This is a genomic window from Paenibacillus sp. FSL R5-0470 (assembly GCF_037975205.1).
Classification (GTDB): domain Bacteria; phylum Bacillota; class Bacilli; order Paenibacillales; family Paenibacillaceae; genus Paenibacillus_AQ.
This window is the reverse complement of record NZ_CP150238.1, coordinates 636,161-658,701: the sequence shown is the minus strand read 5'-3', so window position 1 is coordinate 658,701 and position 22,541 is coordinate 636,161. Positions and strand designations below refer to the sequence as shown.

General features: G+C 44.8%; 21 protein-coding genes. 6 read left to right on the top strand and 15 right to left on the bottom strand.

Features of this window, described 5'->3' with window-relative positions:
* Positions 1-128: 128 nt before the first annotated feature.
* Complete coding sequence (locus tag MKY99_RS02960) at positions 129-1,472, bottom strand: MFS transporter (protein ID WP_339268575.1); 1,344 nt, start codon at positions 1,470-1,472, stop codon at positions 129-131.
* A gap of 343 nt (positions 1,473-1,815) precedes the next feature.
* Between MKY99_RS02960 and MKY99_RS02955 the strand changes: the two genes are divergently transcribed.
* Positions 1,816-2,283, top strand: coding sequence for a MarR family transcriptional regulator (locus MKY99_RS02955; RefSeq protein WP_042123913.1), 468 nt, complete (start codon positions 1,816-1,818; stop codon positions 2,281-2,283).
* A 114-nt stretch (positions 2,284-2,397) separates the two neighbouring features.
* Here MKY99_RS02955 and MKY99_RS02950 read toward each other — a convergent pair whose 3' ends face one another.
* From MKY99_RS02950 to MKY99_RS02940, 3 genes are all read right to left on the bottom strand, one after another.
* Complete coding sequence (locus MKY99_RS02950; protein WP_076285887.1) at positions 2,398-3,906, bottom strand: MDR family MFS transporter; 1,509 nt, start codon at positions 3,904-3,906, stop codon at positions 2,398-2,400.
* Between the two features lie 24 nt (positions 3,907-3,930).
* Positions 3,931-4,491, bottom strand: a complete 561-nt coding sequence (locus MKY99_RS02945) for a GNAT family protein (protein ID WP_339268572.1) — start codon at positions 4,489-4,491, stop codon at positions 3,931-3,933.
* A 184-nt stretch (positions 4,492-4,675) separates the two neighbouring features.
* Positions 4,676-4,957, bottom strand: coding sequence for a hypothetical protein (locus MKY99_RS02940; RefSeq protein WP_094874766.1), 282 nt, complete (start codon positions 4,955-4,957; stop codon positions 4,676-4,678).
* Positions 4,958-5,184: 227 nt separating this feature from the next.
* On the opposite strand from MKY99_RS02940, the gene MKY99_RS02935 reads away from it, so the two are divergent.
* Entirely contained in the window at positions 5,185-5,664 is a 480-nt protein-coding gene (locus tag MKY99_RS02935) for a GAF domain-containing protein (RefSeq protein WP_042184630.1), read from the top strand.
* 87 nt (positions 5,665-5,751) lie between these two features.
* On the opposite strand, the gene MKY99_RS02930 is transcribed toward MKY99_RS02935, so the two are convergent.
* From MKY99_RS02930 to MKY99_RS02920, 3 genes are all read right to left on the bottom strand, one after another.
* Entirely contained in the window at positions 5,752-8,184 is a 2,433-nt protein-coding gene (locus tag MKY99_RS02930; RefSeq protein WP_149644652.1) for a glycogen/starch/alpha-glucan phosphorylase, read from the bottom strand.
* A gap of 97 nt (positions 8,185-8,281) precedes the next feature.
* Entirely contained in the window at positions 8,282-9,385 is a 1,104-nt protein-coding gene (glgD, locus tag MKY99_RS02925) for a glucose-1-phosphate adenylyltransferase subunit GlgD (RefSeq protein WP_042184625.1), read from the bottom strand.
* 122 nt (positions 9,386-9,507) lie between these two features.
* Entirely contained in the window at positions 9,508-10,671 is a 1,164-nt protein-coding gene (locus tag MKY99_RS02920) for a glucose-1-phosphate adenylyltransferase (RefSeq protein WP_042184623.1), read from the bottom strand.
* Positions 10,672-10,700: 29 nt separating this feature from the next.
* Between MKY99_RS02920 and MKY99_RS02915 the strand changes: the two genes are divergently transcribed.
* The 4 genes from MKY99_RS02915 (at position 10,701) to MKY99_RS02900 (ending at position 14,046) form a co-directional block, all read left to right on the top strand.
* Positions 10,701-10,856: a hypothetical protein gene (locus tag MKY99_RS02915; RefSeq protein ID WP_339268568.1), complete on the top strand. Its 156-nt coding sequence runs from the start codon at positions 10,701-10,703 to the stop codon at positions 10,854-10,856.
* Between the two features lie 278 nt (positions 10,857-11,134).
* Entirely contained in the window at positions 11,135-11,818 is a 684-nt protein-coding gene (locus tag MKY99_RS02910) for a response regulator transcription factor (protein WP_076116779.1), read from the top strand.
* Entirely contained in the window at positions 11,815-13,398 is a 1,584-nt protein-coding gene (locus MKY99_RS02905) for a HAMP domain-containing sensor histidine kinase (RefSeq protein ID WP_339268566.1), read from the top strand. Before MKY99_RS02910 ends, MKY99_RS02905 begins: the two co-directional genes overlap by 4 nt.
* Before the next feature lie 81 nt (positions 13,399-13,479).
* Positions 13,480-14,046 (top strand): FAD-dependent oxidoreductase, encoded by a 567-nt coding sequence (locus MKY99_RS02900; protein ID WP_339268564.1) that lies wholly within the window; start codon positions 13,480-13,482, stop codon positions 14,044-14,046.
* 375 nt (positions 14,047-14,421) lie between these two features.
* On the opposite strand, the gene galU is transcribed toward MKY99_RS02900, so the two are convergent.
* The 8 genes from galU to MKY99_RS02860 all read right to left on the bottom strand — a co-directional run bounded on the left by galU (position 14,422) and on the right by MKY99_RS02860 (position 22,362).
* Positions 14,422-15,333, bottom strand: a complete 912-nt coding sequence (galU, locus tag MKY99_RS02895; RefSeq protein WP_339268562.1) for a UTP--glucose-1-phosphate uridylyltransferase GalU — start codon at positions 15,331-15,333, stop codon at positions 14,422-14,424.
* 20 nt (positions 15,334-15,353) lie between these two features.
* Positions 15,354-16,334, bottom strand: a complete 981-nt coding sequence (locus MKY99_RS02890; protein ID WP_339268560.1) for a glycosyltransferase family 2 protein — start codon at positions 16,332-16,334, stop codon at positions 15,354-15,356.
* A 78-nt stretch (positions 16,335-16,412) separates the two neighbouring features.
* The gene (locus tag MKY99_RS02885) at positions 16,413-18,563 is read right to left on the bottom strand and encodes a glycosyltransferase family 39 protein (RefSeq protein WP_339268558.1); all 2,151 of its coding nucleotides are present in this window, start codon (positions 18,561-18,563) and stop codon (positions 16,413-16,415) included.
* Between the two features lie 218 nt (positions 18,564-18,781).
* Positions 18,782-19,327 carry a DUF1697 domain-containing protein gene (locus tag MKY99_RS02880; protein WP_339268556.1) on the bottom strand — a complete coding sequence of 182 codons (546 nt, stop codon included), beginning with the start codon at positions 19,325-19,327 and terminating at the stop codon, positions 18,782-18,784.
* A gap of 26 nt (positions 19,328-19,353) precedes the next feature.
* The gene (locus MKY99_RS02875; protein ID WP_339268554.1) at positions 19,354-20,172 is read right to left on the bottom strand and encodes a phosphotransferase; all 819 of its coding nucleotides are present in this window, start codon (positions 20,170-20,172) and stop codon (positions 19,354-19,356) included.
* 14 nt (positions 20,173-20,186) lie between these two features.
* Entirely contained in the window at positions 20,187-20,483 is a 297-nt protein-coding gene (locus tag MKY99_RS02870; RefSeq protein ID WP_339268552.1) for an antibiotic biosynthesis monooxygenase, read from the bottom strand.
* 19 nt (positions 20,484-20,502) lie between these two features.
* Positions 20,503-21,129, bottom strand: a complete 627-nt coding sequence (locus MKY99_RS02865; protein ID WP_076285896.1) for a hypothetical protein — start codon at positions 21,127-21,129, stop codon at positions 20,503-20,505.
* A 126-nt stretch (positions 21,130-21,255) separates the two neighbouring features.
* Positions 21,256-22,362: an endospore germination permease gene (locus tag MKY99_RS02860; protein WP_339268550.1), complete on the bottom strand. Its 1,107-nt coding sequence runs from the start codon at positions 22,360-22,362 to the stop codon at positions 21,256-21,258.
* Between the last annotated feature and the right edge of the window lie 179 nt (positions 22,363-22,541).

The following is a 22,541-nucleotide window of genomic DNA, read 5'->3' as shown; positions in this document are numbered from 1 at the left end:
CAAATGATCAACAGAGGCAATCGTAACTTATCTAATCGTACTATATATTTTTCCTGAAAATAATCAAGCTGCTTTTTTCACAATAATAACTTAAGCCCTGCGCAATAGCGAATAAAAGAAACCTCCCATCAAAGGGAGGTCTGTCCTACAAAGTCCATGTTATTTGTTGCAGCTATTCCTTCCTGCTTCTTGATCGCCGCTTCATCCCTGCGCTCGATTTTACCACGCAGCATTAACAGCCCTAGTCCTAGCAATCCTGTAAGCAAACCAGATAGAATAAAGGCAGATACCGGCCCCGATGCTGTCACTAAGGCTCCACCGGCTACAGGTCCTAGAATAACAGCTGCGCTTGTCAGGCTGCCTATGGTTCCAAATACACGACCCGTGTATTCCGCAGGTGTCCGCTGCTGGAGCATTGAATTGAAGGGGATAAACGCTAGTCCTGCACCCACACCAGCAAACATGAAGGACCCAAACAAAGCAATGTTCATCCAGATTCCGGCTTGACCATGAGCAGTTACGATCCCTGCACTTGAGAAGACAACGCCCATGATTACAGCCCCTAATCCCATAAAAATAAGCGGATGCTTACCACTGCCTAATCGGCTTACAAGCAGCGCAGATAGCAAGGTTCCAAAGCCACTGGCTGCTACACACCACCCCAGCAGATCTCCGTTCACACCTGGAATCTCCCGGAATAACGTTACAATCTGAGAGTCTCCGATCTGTAGCATTAGCAGCACCAGTACTAGCATAACAATGCCACACAGCACTACAGGCATTCCTGCAATCACATGCAGACCTGCCAACATTTCTTGGCGGAAGGATTTACGCACATCCGTATCCCCCGAGCTTGCTTCCGTATCTTCCTTCTTTATCACAGCTGTACGCGGTAAGCCAAGCAAAATAATCGCCGATAAAACGAATGTAGCAGAATCGATCATATAACAAACAGATATGCCGAAGGCTGCAACTAGCAATCCACCAAGCGCTGGACCCACAATTTTAGTTATCTGCTCTATAGATGAGCTAAGCGCCATTGCTTTATCCATCTGAGCCGCAGGAACAAGTTCCTTAATCTTTCCGCTTTTGGCCGGAGAGAACAGCACATCCATACATCCCTTAGCCAGCAGCAGCACATAAACCTGCCACAGCGAGCCTGCAAATACCAAGCAAATAACAACCGCTGCACGGGCTATATCCGAACCAATCATTAGTGCCTTGCGGTTAAAACGATCACTTAAGTAACCTGCAAACGGTCCTCCTAAGAGCAAAGGCACTGCCATACATAAAGATATAGCCGTAATTTCCCACGGTGTGGCATTCCATTTAAACCCTACCATTGTCAGTAGCGCTAGTATATGCAACCAGTCTCCTACATTCGATACAAGCTGTGCCGCAATAAGCAGCATGAATGGTTTATTTGCGGTTAGCTTACTTTCTTTTAAATCATCAATATGATGTTCCTCCATCCTTCCTTCACTCCCCGTTACTATTTCTCAATGAAATAATAGTAAAATATTGGGGATTGTCATTCATCCGTCTGGAGGCGTAAATAACACTGAACCGGGGGATGAAATTGATATCCTTTCAGAGACTGAAGTAAAAAAACATTCAATTTCAGCGTCTTCAAAAAATTGTTTGATTTTTAATAATTAAAAGTTGCTCATTGTGACAAATCACATGTTCTTCATTCGATCTTTCACGTATTCTATTGTTATCTCAAAGTTCGTTGCACAGGTAAACCGTGCACTAATTAATATGATTACAGACGTGCGACGAGTTCACATGATTAACGATAGAGGGTGGAGAAGCATGATACAATCTTATGAACGTGATACACAATTAACACTACATTTGTACCGGGTATTTGCCAAATCATTCAAGAGTATTAATGAGCATGCTGTTACCGGCAGCAAAATTGAAGGTTTTAACCCTACTGCCTTTGCCGTCATGGAAGTGTTGTACTATAAGGGACCACAGCCCATTCAACAAATTGGTGCCAAACTACTGCTACAGAGCGGCAACGTGACTTACGTTATCGACAAGCTCGAAGAACGCGGCTATTTGCAACGCAAGCCTTGTCCAAGTGATCGTCGTGTGATTTTCGCAGAGTTGACCGCGGAAGGCGAACGTCTCATGAATGAGATGTATCCGAAATACTCAGAGCGTCTTCATCTTGCTTTCAGCGGACTGAATGATGAAGAGAAGGAACAAATGATCACTCTGCTCAAGAAGATGGGTCTGCAAGCTGAGAAGCTTTCCCCTCTTCCCCGTAAGTAGAGCTAGAGGTTAGGCTGCTTTTTACTTCATATGTGTTAGACAAGCTGTTATTGCACGAAGAAGCCCGACCGGTAAATACCCGGTCGGGCTTCTTTATGTGATTTAGAGAATGAGTTATGCCTTTTTCAAAGACGACGTAGCATCCTCTACCGAAGGTACACCCTTGCGCAAACCCCAAGATATAACTAGTGACAAGACTGCGAAAACTGCCATCACAATAAATAGTGAATGAAGTCCCCCTTCTAGTGCACCACGTAAACTGTTTGATACTTCGCCGGAGAGGTTAGTGCCTGTATGCGAGCCTAGCAGCTTATTAATATCATCACCTGTAACGTTTGAATCCGGTTGTTTTCGCAACAGCTGATCAATATTCAAGTTCAGCCAGGAACCGAAAATAGCCACCCCAATGGTCTGACCTAGGGACCTTGTAAATGCATTAAGTGCTGTGGACGCACCGCGTTGATCATACGCAACCGACGACTGAGCGATAATCGTGAAGACCGTAGAGGAGTATCCGAAGCCTACCCCACAGACCAGCATCAAGCATAAGAGGATTACCTGTGAAGACTCTCCAGTCAAGAAAACCAGACCAATAGCTCCGGCAGCAATCATCATCAATCCAAGCATTGCCGTTCGGCGAGAACCCGCTCGCAGAATCATTCGTCCGCCTGCGATTGACCCAAACATCCAGCCTACAGACATTGGCGCAAGCAGCAAGCCTGAGATCGCAGCGCTTTTTCCAGAAACGCCCTGAACCCATAAAGGGATATACGTAGAAAGTCCAATAATTAATGTGCTTACAAGCAGGTTAGCACCTGTTGATACTGCGATATTACGATTTGAGAATAGGTTCAGCGGAAGCATAGGCTCTGGTGCACGGCGCTCCACAAACAAAAATAAGATTAGCAGGATAACTGCTGCACCCAGTGTTGCGAGTAGTAAAGGAGAGGTCCATGCCAGGTTCTGCCCTCCCGTGGAGAGTCCAAAGAGTAGAGCACCCATGCCTGCCGCGAACAGAAGGACGCCTGGCACATCGATCTGTGTCTTCCGACGCACCTTTTCTTCCTTCAGGTAGCGCGCAATAAATACCATTGCCAACACGCCAAATGGCAGATTGAATACAAATACCCAGCGCCAGCTTAAGTAATCTACCACATAGCCACCAAGCAGTGGCCCTACCAAAGAGGAAATCCCCCATACAGAGCTTAGCAACCCTTGTGTCTTTGCTCTTTCTTCAATGCTGTAAATATCACCGATAATGGTAAAGGTCATTGGAATAAGTGCACCCGCACCGATCCCCTGTATCGCGCGAAACAGGATCAGCTGTTCCATACTTTGAGATATGCCGCATAATAATGAGCCTAGTAAAAAAACAGCCGCTCCCCACATGAATACAGGCTTACGTCCGAACAGATCACTGATTTTGCCGAAAATAGGTGTAGTAATAGCCATTGCCAGTAAATATGAAGTAAATATCCAGCTCAGCCACTGCATTCCCTGAAAGTCGCCTACAATCGCCGGCCCGGCTGGTCCTGTTACAGTTCCCTCAATAGCCGCTAGAAACGTGGCCAGCAGTACCCCTGTTAATATTAGTTTACGCTCTAAATCCCCTGTTGACTTCAATGTTCCAAACCCTCTCTTTATGTATTAAGTGGATTGCCACTCCTCGCGCAGTAGAGCATGGAGAGCAGTATCCTGAAAGCCGGAAGCGATCTGCCTGTATTGACGCAATACGCCTTCCTTCTGAAATCCAAGCCTATGAACCAGCCTCTCCGCACGGATATTATCAGGATGACAGAGCGCTTCAATCCGATTCAAGCCCATAATATTGAAACCAAAATCGAGTACAAGCCCAAGCGCTTCTTTCATATATCCAAGCCCCCAAAAGGCAGGCGACAGATCACAGCCTATTTCACCACGGTAAGCTCCCTGAAGCTGCCAATGGTTATATCCACAGCTACCTATGACTTCCTCCCCTGGTCCAATAATACTCCAACGTAAGCTCTCCTCTTCCTGAGCCATCTGTGATAGAAGGTCGATAAGCTGCTTCGTCTCTTCTATAGAGGATAATGCCGGTGCACCCAGCCAGAGAGAAACTTCCGGATGTGACCAAACCTGAAATAACGCTGAAGCATGTTCAGTAGTCATAGCACATAATTTTAATCTTCTACCGATCAGTGTAGGTGTCACTCCATTGCATAGATACAATTCTCCGCTCCCCCTTCAACTTATCAATTATACATCATTCAAGAGTATATCCTTAAGCTAAAAGTTCTAATTTCTTCAACTTTGAAAAGAACAAATTGTATCCTCTCACGTAAAAAGCGCCTGCATCAGAAGGGTAATTCTCCCTTGATACAGACACTTTTATGGAACTTTGCTTTAAATGATTTCATTCTGCTCCCTGAATAACTTCACTACACAGCACCTGAAGTTTGGCTCGAATATCCTTGAACTCTTCAATACCCGTGCCAGTAATACTGTACCCTTCACTATGTGCAGTCAGAAAGTTGTCTAGCGTCAGCTTTTCCAATTCCTGTTTCACTTCGCGTTCTCCTACACGATACCCCATGTCTTCCAGTCCGAGCAGCATCTCCGAGATCGTCACATCTTTATCATGAGCACAATAAAGCATGTGAATTCCTATGAACAAGTTCTGTACATCAGCGCGCATATTCCACTCCTTCTGGCAACAAAGCCTTCGGTATTTACTCTTGCATTACCCTATGACAGTTCATTGGAAACATCATCACAAGGGTTCAGTGCTACAGAGGGATCATAGCCCATCCCAAAATATTACAAAACAACGTTGTGTCTTGACGTACCCCTCATAGCTGTACTATGTTGTTAGTTACAGTTATGGTTTCATATTGAATTTAAAGTACAGGAAGGTGATGCTTCATGTTTCAAGCTATGCCATATGATGGAACGCGCAGCGAGCAGTTTGAAGCCGTTCTAATCCAACTCGAAGCATTGATAAAGGACGAACCAAGTGCTACAGCCAATCTGGCTAATGCTTCGGCACTACTTAAACACGCTCTACCGGATACGAATTGGGCCGGTTTTTATTTATTTGACGGCAAGGAGCTAGTACTTGGACCTTTTCAAGGCCTCCCTGCATGCATTCGAATTCCGCTATCTCGCGGGGTGTGCGGAACGGCAGCCGCCGAGCGGCGCACACTTGTAGTTGGTGATGTGCATGCATTCCCAGGTCATATCGCCTGTGATGCAGCCTCCAACAGCGAGATTGTTGTTCCTTTAATAAAGGATGATCGCTTGCTTGGCGTACTTGATATCGACAGTCCGCTCAAGGATCGCTTTGATGATGAAGAACGCCGGTTTCTGGAGCGGTTCGCAGCTTTAGTATCGGAAGCTATCTAAAAATTTCTTCGTTTTATATCCCATAAGAAAAAAGGCTGTCTTATTTGTAGGGGTACCTACTTATAAGACAGCCTTTTTATGTTGATCCTACAGTCGAACTGGACTAATGTTCCAAATCTCAGCTGCATAGCGACTAATTGTGTTATCGCTGGAGAATTTACCGGAATGACCAATATTAATAATGGACTTCTTCAGCCATTCTTGCCGGTTGCGATATGCCCGATCAATTTCGACGTGCGTCTCAACGTAACTAGCGAAATCCTTCAGGACAAAAAACTCATCGTTATTATCCAGAAGTGAGTGGAAAATGCTCTCAAACTCCGTAGCGTGACAACATATAGGTCCTGGTTTGATTAACTGATCCAGCACTTCTTTCACACGACTATCCCCGTTGTAAATATCACGCGCATGATAACCGCCATGCTGGTAGTAATCCATGACCTGCTCAGCACGAAGTCCGAACAGGAACATATTGTTGTCTCCCACCATTTCATGCATTTCTACATTTGCGCCATCCATCGTTCCTACCGTCAATGCCCCGTTCATCATAAACTTCATATTCCCGGTACCGGATGCTTCTTTGCTGGCTGTAGAAATCTGCTCACTGATGTCCGCTGCAGGAATGATCTTTTCTGCTAGGGATACCGAATAATTTTCAAGGAAAAAGATACGAATCTTCCCTTTAACATCCGGATCTTTATTGACTACCTCCGCAACTGTATTAATCAGTTTGATAATCCGCTTCGCCAGATGATAACTTGGCGCTGCCTTTGCTCCGAATATAAACGTGCGTGGAACCATATCCATCGAAGGATTATCTTTGATTTGATTGTACAAATGCAGAATATGCAAAATATTAAGCAACTGGCGCTTGTAGGCATGTAGACGTTTCACCTGTACATCAAAGATAGAGTCAGGATCGACATGTACTGAATGCTTACTGTAGATGTACTCTGCAAGACGAAGCTTATTCTGGCGCTTAATACTGGCTACTTGTTCCTGGAAGGAAGCATCCTCACAATATTTAATCAAGCCAATCATTTCTTGAGGATGGCTCACCCAACGGGTCCCTATCGATTGATTGATTAAATTAGCCAGATCTGGATTGGCATGCAGTAACCATCGCCGATGGGTAATTCCGTTCGTCTTATTATTGAAACGGTGTGGATACATTTCATTAAAAAGTCGCATCTCGCGCTTCATTAATATTTCTGTATGCAGCGCCGCTACTCCATTGACACTATGGCTCGCTACAATCGCCAGATGAGCCATTCGAACCTGATCATCATGAATAATCGCCATCTGCGCAATTCGATCCTGATCCCCCGGATAACGACTCATAAGCTCGCCACAGAAACGCGCATTGATCTCTTCAATGATAAGAAAAATACGTGGCAGTAGCTCCCTAACCATTTGAATAGGCCATTTCTCAAGCGCTTCGCTCAGAATAGTGTGATTAGTGTAAGAGACCATACGCGTCGTGATACTCCATGCCTCATCCCATCCTAAACCATGTACATCCATCAGTATCCTCATCAATTCAGGAATCACCAACGTTGGATGTGTATCATTAATATGAAGAGCAACCTTGTCTGGCAGCGATTCTATAGGAATCCCAAGCTTGGCATAGGTACGCAGAATACTTTGCAGCCCCGCGCTACAGAGGAAATACTGTTGCTTCAGGCGAAGCAGCTTGCCTTCGTATTGAGAGTCATCTGGGTAAAGGAACTCCGAAATGGATTCTACTGAACGCTTATACTCCAGAAACTTATGATAGTCCGTCCCGGCAAAAGAACCAAAGGTTCTTGAGGGCTGGGTGATGGATTCCGCACTCCAATTACGCAGTGTATTCACATGCCGGCGATCAGCACCAATGATAGGGACATCGTAAGGCACTGCACGAACAGCCTCATATTGCGTATGATCGAATACGAGTCGTCCGTTCTCTTCGCGGGTCTCAATAGTCCCCCAGAACCTAACTTCAACCTGCTTGTCTTCGCGGCGCACTTCCCATACATTATCATTCTGCAGCCAGTAATCAGGAAGTTCCACTTGATACCCATCAACGATCTTCTGCTCGAACAGGCCATATTTATACCGTATACCACAGCCATGTCCCGCATATTGCAGGGAAGCGAGTGAGTCCAGGAAGCAGGCGGCCAAACGACCGAGACCTCCATTCCCTAACCCAGCGTCCGATTCCTCCTCCTCTATATCCTGCAAACAAAAGCCAAGGTCCGCTAAACCTTCACGTACTACTTCCAGTACACCCATATTCAACAGATTGTTCCCCAGAAGCCTACCGATCAAGAACTCCATTGAAAAATAGTAAACCTGCTTATCTTTATCGAGCTTATATTTCTGGTTCGTTTCCGCCCAATTTTTCCCGGCGTTCTCACGAATCATGTTGCCCAGTATTTTATAGACATCGGCATTCGAGGCTTCCTCAAGCGGTTTACCTAATTTACCAATGAGGGTCTCACGGAATACCTGTTTGAAAGATTCTTTATCGTTAAACAACAGTAGGTCCTCCTGACAAATGCTTTTATTAGAAGTGCAGCAGACTGTGCCATTAGATCAGATAGGTTAATACTGCTTTGTTCATCTAATCCAGTCGTTAGATCTTGCTGCTCTTGGCGATGACGAATGGACGTTTGCTATCTCCAACAAGAATTCGATTCTTACTCAAATGTACGTCTTTATCCATAATTACATTCTCAATGACCGCATTTTCTTCGATGACGCATTTTTGCATAATTACTGAGTTGATGATCTTCGCTCCCTTACGTACCTGAACCCCCCGAAAGATCACGCTGTTCTCTACCGTTCCAGCTATAATGCAGCCATTAGCCACCAACGAATTACTAACATTAGCACTTTCCAAGTATCGGGTCGGAGCCTCATATTTTATCTTCGTCTGTACCGGGCTTTCTTTGAACAAACTGAAGTAATTCTCCTGCTGGAGCAGTTCCAAACTGTTCTTATAATAACTCTCTAATGAATTAATTACGGCATGATAGCCATGATATTCGTATGCGGCGATATTAAATTTGTGTCGGTTCTTCTGAACTACATCTCGGAAAAAATAACTCTCTCCATGCGCAATGCAATGCTCCACCTGCTCCAAGAACAGTTTTTTCTCCATAATGAAGATATCCAGATATAAATTAGGATGGTCTTTCTCATGATGGATATTAGTCACCTTATTCTCTTCGTCTACTTCAATACGCTGGCATAGATCATGTTCTGGCTGCAGTTCTTCAATCTTTTTATACACTACTGTAACGTCGGCACCCTTCTCCAGATGGTAACTGTACAAATCCTGAAGATCGATCGTATTGATATGCTGGCTGCCGGAAAACACGATATATTTAGCAGATCCCCGTTTAAAAAGATCCAGATTGTTATGATAATGCTGTAAGTCCCCGAGAGAAGTATCCGTTGGATCGTTCCAGTCTGGAGGCAAAATGAATAATCCCCCATGCTTGCGGTTCATATCCCACGATTTCCCGTCACCCAAATGGTCCATTAGAGAACGGTATTTACGGCGGACGAACAGGCCAACGCTCTCCAGGTCTGCACGCATCATATTAGAAAGCACGAAATCAATCAACCGATAACGACTGGCAAAAGGTACGGCTGCACCACAGCGGAAATAAGTGAGTTCATTTAGTTTGTCGAGTTCATGATCCAGATTAATTACACCCATGAGTTGCTTCATCGGAATCCACCGTCCTCTTATAATTTATAAGAAAGTATAAGTTTCACGATATACTTTATCCTTATAAATCTCGCATAAACGCTTACCGTCCCTAGAAGGACGCCGAAGGCATTTTAGCTTGATTATATGGTTTTGGCCACAGCTGATTTACGTTTTTTGCTTTTATTGTCGATCAGCAGAATTTCGTTCTCGTTCTCCCGTTCGATGCCTATTTCCATATAATCGTCGATTACCGTATTCTCACTAATAATCGCTTTATGAATGCGTACGTTCTTGCCAATCTTGACCTTAGGCATAATCACGGAGTCCGTAATTACACTTCCTTCACCCACTTCTACCCCATAAAAGAGAACCGAGTGATTCACTTCTCCGTGCACTATGCAGCCTTCATTAATAATGCAGCCTGACACTTTCGCCCCAGGGGCAACATATTGGGCAGGTTGATTCGGATTACGTGTAAAAATGCGCCAGCTGGGATCATTTAGATTAAGTGGCGGAGTATCGCTTAGCAAATCCATATTTGCTTCCCATAAGCTAGTTACTGTACCTACATCTCTCCAGTATCCTTCAAAAGGGTACGCAAATAAGGAGTTTCCGTCCTCCAGCATCAAAGGAATGATATCCTTGCCGAAATCGTGGGATGATCCTACATTCTCCCCATCCTCTAGTAAATGCTTGCGGAGAACCTCCCATTTGAAGATATACACACCCATAGAAGCTAATGTACTTTTTGGCTGAGCGGGCTTTTCCTCAAATTCGTAAATTTTTAGATCGTCCTCCGTATTCAAAATTCCAAATCGGCTTGCTTCCTCCAGCGGAACGTCAATGACAGAAATTGTGCAATCAGCGTTTCTTTCCTTGTGGTATTGAAGCATAGCGTGATAATCCATTTTATAAATGTGATCACCGGACAGAATAAGAACATGCTCTGGATCAAACTGATCCACAAACTTAAGATTCCGATAAATCGCATCGGCTGTTCCCCGATACCAGCTGCTTCCATTCTCACGTTCATGCGGTGGCAACACGAATACCCCACCGTTCTTACGGTTCAAATCCCAATCACTGCCTACTCCGATGTAAGAATGCAGTATGAGTGGCTCATATTGAGTCAGCACACCAACTGTATCAATACCTGAATTGGAGCAGTTACTTAAAGGGAAGTCGATGATCCGATAGGTCCCTCCAAAATAAACAGCGGGCTTGGCAAGCGATTTGGTTAAACCTTTCAATCTTTTGCCTTGGCCTCCAGCCAATAGCATGGCTACCATTTCCTTTTTCTTCATGGAAAAGCCTCCCTTGACTTATGGGTAATATGAAGTTCAGCAAGCACAGGTTGAATGAACAGAAGTTCCAAAAAGAAATGAATGAACAAGAAATACACTTGAAAGAAATGAGCCTTGATAGGAAGATGGACAAAGATGAGAAAAACGTGGAAGGAAATGTAACACGGTCGAATGATCTTTCCTAAAATGGGTAACTTTCACCAAAATCAGGAGATTATCCTTATTGTAAAGTGTTCTATATCCGCCGTCAAAACCCTTTATCACATTTTCGAAAATCCGATTTTTTTAACCTTGTTTGTTATTAAACACATTAATATTACTTATAACTAAATTAACCGCTTTGAATCATCATGAAATAAGAAAAGGCTCCTTTAATCGTAAAGCAAAGGGACTCATCTTCAGCAAACATTCAACCGAATATGTCATAATGTAGCTATCTATCACTGATTTGGAGGTACCTATGATGAAAGCAGCTCAAGGCGTTCGACTACTGCTCGTAGATGATGAGCCTCATATATTACAATTTCTAGAGCTGGGTCTCCTTAACGAAGGATTTGAAGTCAGAACCGCACCCGACGGAATCACAGCCATCTCGGTCGCTGCTGAGTTCAAGCCACATGTAGCCATCCTAGATGTCATGATGCCTGGCATGGATGGATTCGAGTTATGTCATTACCTTCGCTCGGAAGAGACGGAACTAGCCGTTATTATGCTAACTGCAAAGGATGAAGTGGACGATCGAGTCAAGGGTCTCACTATTGGTGCTGACGATTATATGGTCAAGCCCTTCAGCTTCGACGAATTGCTTGCCCGAATTCAAGCGCGGCTACGGAATCAGTTTCCAGGTCTGCTCGGCGAGGTGCGCTGCGGTCCATTCCGAATTGATAGCCGTAGAAAAGAAATTCGCTTCAAGGAAGAAGTCCTTGAACTCTCACCCACGGAATACGAGTTATTACAGTATCTCGTTATTAATCACGGCCTTGTACTAAGTAAACCCATGATTCTTGATAAAGTGTGGGGCTATGACTTTGGTGGTGAGGAAAATATCGTTGAGGTCTATATCCGTTCGCTTCGCGAGAAGCTCGGGGATAAGGAGCACCGTATTATCCGTACCCTGCGGGGAGCAGGCTACCGGGTAGATCTATGAGTACGCGCTTCTCTAAATGGTTTCGTAAGCTGCCCGCACCACGTTCTCTACGCAAACAGCTGCTAGCCATTTCGCTGCTCATTCTATCAGGATTGCTTCTTCTAATCGGAGTATTACAATATATACTCATGCGGGATTTCATATATAGCAATAGAGCAGAGTCTATGGAAGCGCAAATACGTTCTGTTCCCCGTGAGATGTTTTTCAACTTTTTCAATTCCTATGACGAGGAAACCACAACTCCGAATGAGGGAAACACCGAGTATAACGGCAATTTGCCGGGGGAAAGAAACGGCGAGAATAAAATCCCAAATGGTCAAAGAACCGGTGAGAATAGGCGTCCACTCCTGCTGGATGCCCATACAACCCTCGCTATTTATAGCTCAGATGGCACCTTCAGGGACTTACAGCAAATGACTTTATCTGATTCAGCCGCGCCTAGATTAACGAATGAGCAATACAATAATCTGCTCATTCATACCACGGATAGAGCAACAGGAAATTACAAGCTCATAGAGGCCGATGACGGCACTGAACATCTGGCTATATTCGTGAATCTCTATAGACCTGGAAATACTCGATTGCTTCTCCAAATGAGCGTGAATACCGGACCTCTTACGGATGTAATCTTACAGCAATTGATGATCTACGCAGGTTTGTCAGTGATTGCTTTATTGGCTGGCTTCTTCCTATACTTGCCTGCCCTTCGAAAGACGCTGGTCCCTCTTTCAAATATGGGAGAGTCCGCCGAGATCATTGATGCCGGTAATCTGGATATCCGATTTCCAATTAACCAAGGCCAGACTGAGATCGACAAGCTGGCCCATTCATTCAATGGTATGCTCGAGCGTCTCGAAATATCCTTTCATAATGAACGGGAAGCCAAGGAACAGATGCGCCGCTTCGCTGCCGATGCTTCTCACGAGCTGCGAACGCCGCTGACCTCAATCCACGGTTTTTTGGAGGTCTTACTGCGTGGCGCTGCGGACAACAAAGAACAGTTATACAATTCATTGCGAAGCATGCATGGCGAATCGAAACGGATCAATAAGCTGGTGGAGGATTTGCTGTTGCTCGCTCGGATGGACGGCGCCCCTCAACTGCGGATGACGGATCTGCTGCTCGGTGAGGTCATTTCCGAAATGAAGCCGCATCTACTCTTGTTAGCGGATCAGCGCAAAGTTACTTTTGATATCTCGTATGGCATCCATGGTAAATATGAACCCAATAAAATCAAACAGGTAATTCTGAATCTGTTCCACAATGCAGTTCAGCATACGGATACAGAATCTGGCACCATTCATCTCTCTTTACATGCTAGAGGAAATGAGGCCATTTTAACGGTGCAAGACAACGGCTGCGGGATTTCTCCAGAGCATATCCCACATATCTTTGATCGCTTCTACCGCAGCGATTCCTCTCGCACACGAAAATATGGTGGATCTGGACTCGGCCTTTCTATTACCAAGTCTATCGTGGAGGCACATCACGGCAAGATTAGTGTAAGCAGCACTCTCGGTGAGGGAACAACGTTTAGGGTTACCCTTCCTTGCGAGGAAGGATTAGCCAAGAGAGAGTAACAACCGTTATAATAGATGATAGACTTAAGCCTATGTCTATGATGCCAGTTTTGCTTCACAAAACTTTGAGGAGGTCAAAAAATGTACGAAATCGCCGTAATTGGAGCCGGTCCTGCCGGTGCAAGCGCAGCCCTGTTCGCCGCCAAGGCGGGCAAAAAAACGCTGCTGATCGACAATGATAAAGGCATGACCCGTAGAGGATGGTTTGAGAACTTTTATGGAATTTCCGAAGTAGGCGGTCCTGATCTCGTAGAAACCGGACATAAGCAAGCCGTCAAATTCGGCGCTGAGCTGGTAGCAGAACAAGCTATTAACCTCACTTCCAGCGGCAATGGATTTGTCATTGAGACCGAAGATGGAATCATTTATGAAGCCAAAAATGTTATTCTTGCAACAGGCGCCCTTACCGATCTAGCCGCCAAAGCAGGGGTGGAAACTAAGGATGGTACAGAGCCAAGAATCAAAACAGTTGTCGCTGTTAATCCAGAAGGCAAAACAAATATTGAAGGCATTTGGGCTGCAGGTACCGTTGCCGGAGTAAGTGTACATGCCATTATTACGGCAGGCGATGGCGCGAAGGTAGCCATTAATGTGATTAGCGAGTTAAATGGTACGCGTTACGTGGATCATGATGTACTAAAGGCTTAATCAATGACTGAAAATATAGATCCGGAGACGATTCTTAGGAATCTGTCCTCCGGATTTTTTATATCGCAAAAAATAACTGCACTTGGTGCAGTTATTTCATACTTTAGCCCCCTTTATGACTTTTTTAAGTGTAGTTTATGCAACTAAAAACAGATGGAAAGAGTATTTCCATTGGATTATGAAGAAATAAGTGTATCAAGTGCAACTAAGTCGATACATAGCAGTCTGATGCGTTTTTTAATTGTATAAAGAACACTTATTTGTTCATCCCCAACTGCCCTGTAAACGCCCCACGCGCAAAAAAACTGCCCCAAACATCATCCCACCGCCGCCGAAGACGATGTTAGGATCGTTTGAAACAGTCTCTTTTAATCACTAGCGTATACCCCAAGGTAACGCCCCCACTTCTTCACTTTCCTTCAGACTCGCAGCCAGCTTTTGCAAATACGGAACCAGTAATGGACGCAACTCCTCCCGCATCAATCCGACCTCCAGCGTAGCCTGAATGTAGCCGAATTTATCACCAATATCATAACGTTTGCCGATCAAATCCAGGGCCAGCAAACCTTCATTACGGCATACCTCATGCAATGCATCAGTCAGTTGATATTCACCGCCTGCTCCCCGTTCAAGGTTAGCCAGCACTGAAAATATCGAAGACTCCAAAATGTAACGCCCCATAATCGCATGCTCTGAAGGTGCCGTATCCGGGGAGGGCTTCTCCACCAAACCTTTAACTTCATGGACGCCTTGTAGAGAACCGCTTGATGAAATAATTCCGTATTTATGAACCTCCTGCCGTGGTACCTGCTGAACACCGACGATGGTCTTCTCCTCTTGTTCATACAATCGCATCATTTGCAGCAGCGCCGGATCCTCCGAGACCATGATATCGTCACCGAGCAGAACAGCGAAGGGCTCATCGCCAATGAACTGTTCCGCACAAAGGATGGCGTGACCTAGTCCTAGCGGCTCTTTTTGCCTAATGTAATGAATGCTGGCCAGTTCGCTAATCGCTTGGACTTCACGAAGCAGCTCCTCTTTTCCTTTTTCCAAAAGCGTCTGTTCCAGTTCCACTGATTTATCGAAATGATCTTCAATCGACTTCTTGTTGCGACCCGTCACGATAATGATGCTTTCAATGCCGGATCGAACAGCTTCTTCTACGATATATTGAATCGCCGGCTTATCCACAATGGGCAGCATTTCCTTGGGCTGAGCCTTAGTTGCAGGCAGGAAACGAGTGCCTAAACCCGCGGCGGGAATAACCGCTTTTCTAATCTTCACAACGAATCCCTCCCTTGCATTTATTGACGATGTAGAACTTGCTGCTCACGAACATCCTGCTGTTTCTTACCTTCATAGAACTCTTGAACAATATAGAGCGGACGTCCCTTGGTCTCATCATAAATCCGACCGACATACTCACCCAGAATCCCTAACATAATGAGCACAAAGCCATTAAAGGTCAGTGTGATTCCGATCATCGATGCCCAGCCCTTAACGACTGAATCCGTAAAAACCACCAGATATAGCACATACATCAGATATAGAAAGCCGGAAGCCGACAGCAGTGCGCCAAGGTATCCTGCCAGCTTTAGCGGCTTATAAGAGAAGGAAGTAATTCCATCCAGAGAGAGCTTGATCATCCGTTTCAGCGGATATTTAGTTTCTCCTGCCAGACGTTCATCGCGTTCATATTCAATGGCTTTTTCCCGAAAACCGACCCAGCTGACTAGCCCGCGTACGAACCGATTTTTCTCCGGCAGGCGTTTGAGCTCCTCACAGACTTTACGATCGATGAGACGAAAATCGCCTGTATCGACAGGGATAGATATATCGGTTGAATAACGAAGTACTCTATAAAAGAGACTGGCCGTCCACTTTTTGAATAAGGATTCTCCGTTGCGCTTTATCCTTTTGGCATATACAACTTCATACCCCTGCTTCCATTCCGCAATCATGTCCAGAATCAGTTCCGGCGGATCTTGCAAATCGGCATCAATAATGACAACTGCATCCCCTAGGGCGTAATCCATTCCGGCAGTAATAGCGATCTGATGTCCAAAGTTACGAGACAAGTCGATCAGCTTCACACTTTCATCCCAGTAGCTATATTCCTCAATCATTTGGGCGCAATTATCTGTGCTGCCGTCATTCACAAAGATCAGCTCATACACTTCATTAGTTAAACCCATTACTTTTTTGATACGTCGATACGTCTCTTGAATGACCGCCTCTTCGTTAAACATTGGTATAATAATGGAATAGCGCACGTTGGTACTCATGAGCAGCTCCTCCTTAAATTTGAATAATGAAGCGTGCCTGATCTATCTCATAACACGCCTCATAGGATTAACATTCGCCTAGTTTACAGTAACTCTGTATAATGTCCCGCTGTTTCCTCCATCGCTTCCTGCCCAATCGGCTGCTGGAACTTCTGTACCATTCTCTGTGATCCAAGTCGTCAACTCGGAGCTTCCCCCGCGTCCACTACCCATACCACCGCTATTGATCAGGAAGTACTTCACCTTTCCGCTCTCTACAAACGCCTTTAGGGTATCTGGGGTATACACAGTGTCTGAGTTAGAAAATCCGTTCAAAATAACAACCGATGCGCCCTTGTCAACGATATAAGGAGCTGCTGTGCCATAATCCAATGTAGCAAAAAGATAAGGCTCCCCAGTATTGTTCTCCTCCAAATAGGACAACAGACTCTCATTCGCACTTGCGACGCTATTACGTCCAAAATTGCTTGGACTTCCTCCCATTCCCCCTCTACCCTCACTACTAGTCGGGCCCGCCTCAGGGGTTTGACTGTTCAAGCCATAAGTAATGGGGGTAGCTGCCCAGTAAAGCGGCCCAATTAACAATACTAATACGGCTGCAATGCCTGTCGTATAAATAAAGGATTTCTTCTTGCCTTTAAGAACTACCAGTACCAGCGAAACCACTATGCCTGCAGCTAAAATCCCAATGGACCAGCCACTGCCAATCGTATCGTTATAAGGATGAACAATGTACCACTGGAAACCTGCTGTAACCAGCGTTGCGGCTGGCAATAACCAAGACAGCCAACCAGAGTGCTCGCGATATAGCGTCCAGAGCTTTGACCATCCTGCACCGACTAACGCTGCAACTGGCGGAGCCATCATCACCAGATAATATTGATGGAAGAACCCTGCGATACTAAAGAACCCCATAACGGGCACCAGCCACGCTAACCAGAAGAGAGCTTCTTTATGAGCTTGGGTAAAGTTCTTTCTCCGCAGATTGGCGAACAATCCAATGATGCCTAACAATACGAAAGGCAGCATCCAGCTAGCTTGACCTGACAGTTCTGATTGGAACAGGCGCAGTGGGCCTGCTGTTCCTGTATTGAACATTCCGCCTCCGCTTCCACTGCCATTCATGCCGCCGCGATTTCCTCGCCCGTCGTCGCCACCAAATTGCCGACCTTGACTGTCTGTTCCACTAGGAGGCTGACCTGGTGCACCTCCATCATCGTCACCAGTCTGGCTATTCGAGGTCGAATTTGTGCCTTGCCGGCCCGGAAATGCTGCACGTCCACCATCAGTGCCACTATTACTGCCTGACCCATTCATAGCTGGCATCTCGCCGTTCATGTTCGGCATCTCACCATTCATAGCGGGCATTTCACCGTTCATGTTTGGCATCTCACCGCCATTCATTCCTGGCATTCCACCGCCACCACCACCTGCCCCACGATCCCCTGTTAATCGGGCAACGCCATTGTACCCAAAAGCAAGATTCAGCACTGAATTGGTACCACTACTGCCGATATAAGGCCGTTTGCTGGCGGGAATCGAATCCACGATCACTGCCCAGGATAAGGAGACTACAAGCAATATTGCTGTGGAGGCGGCCAATACTCCCGTCTTCCGCTTCCAGTTCACTTTGGCAGCTAAGACATAAAAGAGATAAAAAGCCGGCAGAACCATGTACGCCTGCAGCATCTTCTCGTTAAACCCAACACCGATTAACGCAAATGCGGTAAGAAGGCTACCCATCTTGTTGCTCTTCGTCCCTTTAAATAAAAACCATGCCGCGAGCAGAAGGGTGAATACAAGCAGCGCATCAATATTGTTCGTCCGACTGACTGCCGCTGCTACCGGAGTAGTCGCCATGACTAGAGCTGCTATACGTGCTGCCGCTCTGCCAAAGGTAGGCTTCACCAGCAGGTATACAAGTAACACGGAGCCCACGCCGCCGAGTGCCTGTGGCAAAATCACACTCCAACCATGCAGCCCGAAGATAAGTGCGCTAAGTGTCTGAATCCAAAAGGTAACTGGTGGTTTATCCACCGTTACTGAACCCGCGGAATCCAGTGAAGCGAAGAAGAAATTATGAAAGTTCTGCAGCATACTTCCCACCGCGGTAGTGTAGTATGTATTCACATAGTGGTCATTCCAAACTCCATAACCGTACAAAAAAGCGGCAATTAATAAAATGAGCCACAATATAAGATCCGAGCTTATTTTTTTGAACCTACTCATCTCCATCCACTCCTATCCTTTGATCTTCTATATTCCGGCAGTTCTGTGCCCCCGGTTCAATCTTTCTGTAGGTGTATTATTTCACCCTTACCTTAACTCTCAATGAGTCCAAGCTGAATGTTTGCTGAATATACAAGGCCGCCAGAACGCAAAAAAAGCCCCACAACTGTGGAGGCTTTCTGTTCAAATCCCAACCCAAGCAAATATTTTAAAATAGACTATTCCATTCTGCCCATAGTAACGAGCTTATTCACCGTATTCCAATTACGTGCTGTAAGCGTCATACCCAATATTCTGTCAAAAGGAACCTTGAAAAGCGGCGACTGGCTCACACTGACCTCATATAACACGTACATCTCTCTGCCGACAAAACGCACTTTATCTCGTCCATCCTCATAAGTGCGCAGTTTATCCAATGCTTCCGCTGAAGGCTCGACTGGTAAAAAAGTAACATACCATCTTTTGAATTCCTCTGGCTCGGAGAGCTGAAAGGGATCGTTAGCGATCACGTTCTCCATCTCAGCCAGTGTACGAATCATAACAGAGACCTCGAAACCAAACACCTCATGAATCTGGCGTTCAATGACTCCAGTAAGCAGACTCTCCGAACCTTCATCACTCTCAAATACAACATTTCCGCTCTGAATATACGTTCGTACATTTTCAAATCCAAGAGTCTGAAACATCGCCTTCAGGTCCAACATTTTAATAATTTTGTTCCCGCCGACGTTAATTCCACGCAGCAGCGCAATATAGGTAGTCATAGAATACACTCCGTTTCTTGTTATGATCAAGTTAGTCCCACGGTTAAGGTCTGCAGACGTTTACGCACTTCTTTTACTAGAAGCTCCTTCTCCGGTGGCGGAAGTCCTTCCACCAGACGCGCAGCAGCGATCGGCAAAATCCAGTGGTCTACGTCCTCATAGGTGAGTCCTGATAAACGGAGATACTCCTGAATATATCCCTTGGTTAATTTCTTTCTAATAAAACCTAACATCATTCTCGATAAGGCAGAGGCTCCAGGGGGCATGGCTCCCATACTGAACATCACTACAGATCGCGCAGCATCGGCCGCTGGTTCTCCCACCACACCTGTCATCCAGTCGATTACCCAGAGCTGATCATCCATAAGTACATTGTCAGGATGGAAATCTCCATGACATAAATAGGTTCCTTGTGGTAACTTCTCCAGATAGCGCAGGATGGCTGACTTCTCATCTTCACTAAGCATTGGAGCCCCCATGATATTCCACTTCAACATATCCTTCTGCTGTCCAATCTCCTCAGTAATTTCAAGTTTATGCAAATCGTAGTGAAGCCTAGCCATCATTCTGGCATACTTACTAACTTTCCAAGGCTTCTCACCCATCACCTTTAGCAGGGAGGGACCTTTAATTTGTTGAAATACAATACCTTGTCTTGATTGTTCAGAAATGAGTTCAAAGGGCTGTGGTGTCCGGACGCCCTGCGAGTGCACAAACTGGCTGATCTTATATTCTCGGCTAATATTCTGTTCTGAAACATCCTCTAGGTACAATTTAAGAATCCTCTGATCATCATGCTGCCAGATCTCCGCTGTTCTGCCTTTCCCAACAAGCTTCGCCTTCATTCGGCAGCCTCCAGTTAGTCCAGATTAATGCGGGTAAAATGCTCAACAACCGGAAATGGATCGTAGTAATGGTGAAGTAGCGCCTTCCATTCCTGATACTGGCTGGATTCTCTGAATCCTATGGTGTGATCTTCAAGCGTTCTCCACTTCACAAGCAGCAGATACTTATGATCATCCTCCAAGCAATGTTGCAATTCATGCCCTATGTAGCCTTCGATCGAAGAAATTAAGCTTGATGCCTCCTTGAAGCTTTTTTCAAATTCAGTAGTTAAACCAGGCTTCACTTGCAGCATCACAGCTTCCAAAATCATAATCAGCATCCTCCAAAGGTTATGTATTTAAAGCATCACGGAAAAATTCATGATAAAAATTAATAATAACAAGCAGAATGGCTAGTGACTCGTTGACCAGTTCTACCTCAAGGCTATGATTAGCATCATCGATTCTATACACTTTTAAATGATGAAGCCCACTAATTTCACCAGAAAGCTGTTCGCTAAATAAAGGGTCGCTTCCGCCATAAATTACAGTCCCACGACTCTGCTGTATCAAAGGGATCGCCTCAGGTAATGGTGTTATATATAGATGAGACGTCTTTTTCTGTATTTCTAGCTCTTCTGCAATTCTCCCTGCTATGACCGAACCCACGCTTTTGCTAATGAATAGAATCTTTTTGTATTCAGGAAGAGATGCAATGGCCGCCTTACATTCCTGAATGAGAATAATCATTTCATCACGTTTAAAACCTACTCTAGCACTCTGGTAGCCATATTCAAGCAGCAGGACATCGCAATTATGTTCCCGAGCTGCTTTGGCCGCATAATCTAGCAGGGGGCGTTCAGCCGAGTAATTTTTACCTGGAAAAATAACAGCCAATGCCTTAGATCCTTGAGTAATATATTTATGTCTAACCTCTCTACCCCAATAAGAGGACATAATGATGTTGCTGACGTTCATACCTGTTTCCCTCTTTTCTAAAACAACCATTCTATATATATCTATCATTATAGCTAACTTATGTTTAGTTTTAAAATCAAAGAATTCCTAATCTTTACTAGAGATCAGGAATGTTCGAAAGTAGGTCTATTGCTGTGATGCCACCTGCTTATTTTTACTTTTACTAACCTTAATTTCAGCACAAATCCACAATATCAACGGAATAATCACCTGAAAAGGAAGCGCATATATTGGATAAATAGTATAGGCAAAATGCTGCATCTCCATAATATCCTTGAAGATAAATCGAGAGAAATAAACCATAATCAATCCCAGCTGAAGCACAACGGATCGGTAGCTCTTCAGTTTGAATAATTTAGCGACTCCAACACTAGCCACATATAAACATAAGCTAGCCTTTATGAATATCGTGATGACAAATCCAAGTGCTGATGATGCCTCCATTCGGGTCAAAAAATCCCCTATATTAATCCGACTAACCGCTACATAAGAGGGGAAGTATAAACTTTGAACAATATCAGGATTGAGAATCAGCAAATTCCGCAGAGAAACGAGCAAAATCACCCCACCAGAAATCAGCAATCCGCTTAGCAGAATCTTTTTGGCTGAGTCTTTTGCCGGTAAATGACTAAATACGCCCATAAAAAGAACAATTTCAGCAAAAGGAAAAGTAAATGATCCAAATGTATCTGCAAATATTGGTGACCATCCGCTGGCAAGAAAAGGCTTCAAATAGTGATACTTGAGCTTGGGAATGGCTAAGATTTCAATAAATAGAACCTCAGCTAAAAGAAGCAGCAGAAATAGCTTAGCACATCTCCCAATCACCTCAATTCCTGCCTTAACCACCCAAATACATAACAGACCTACGCATAACATGGGTGCAATCATAGGCGTCTCTGTCAAGGCAACCGTTTTACTAAATTCCCCAAAATTCCGTAGAACGAGAGCCCCCATATGCAGCGCGTACCATATATACATACAAGAAACTACTCTCCCAAAGATAGATCCAAATACGATGATCAATATATCAAATAGATTCTTACCCCGAAAAAGAACATGAAATCTGGCGTATATAAACAGCAGGGGAACCGTTAAAGATATGGCAAAAAGTAGAGCAATCCAGCTACTGTTGCCCGATTTCCCCGGCAGACCCATGAATAGTGAAGTCCCAATAATAAATAGAACAACAATACTTATAGAATGCCCTGTGGGTATGATCTCTTTTTTCATGCTTAAATCTCCTCTTGGACTTGTAACTAAAATAACTTGCTGATCCAGCTTACAATTAAAGGTGAAGGACTAGGAAGCTGCCATTTCATGGCCAATGCAAAAGCAATACAGAAAGAAAACAGACATAGTGTACAACACACATAAAAATCCCGTTTTATCCCTTGCTTTAACAATCCGTA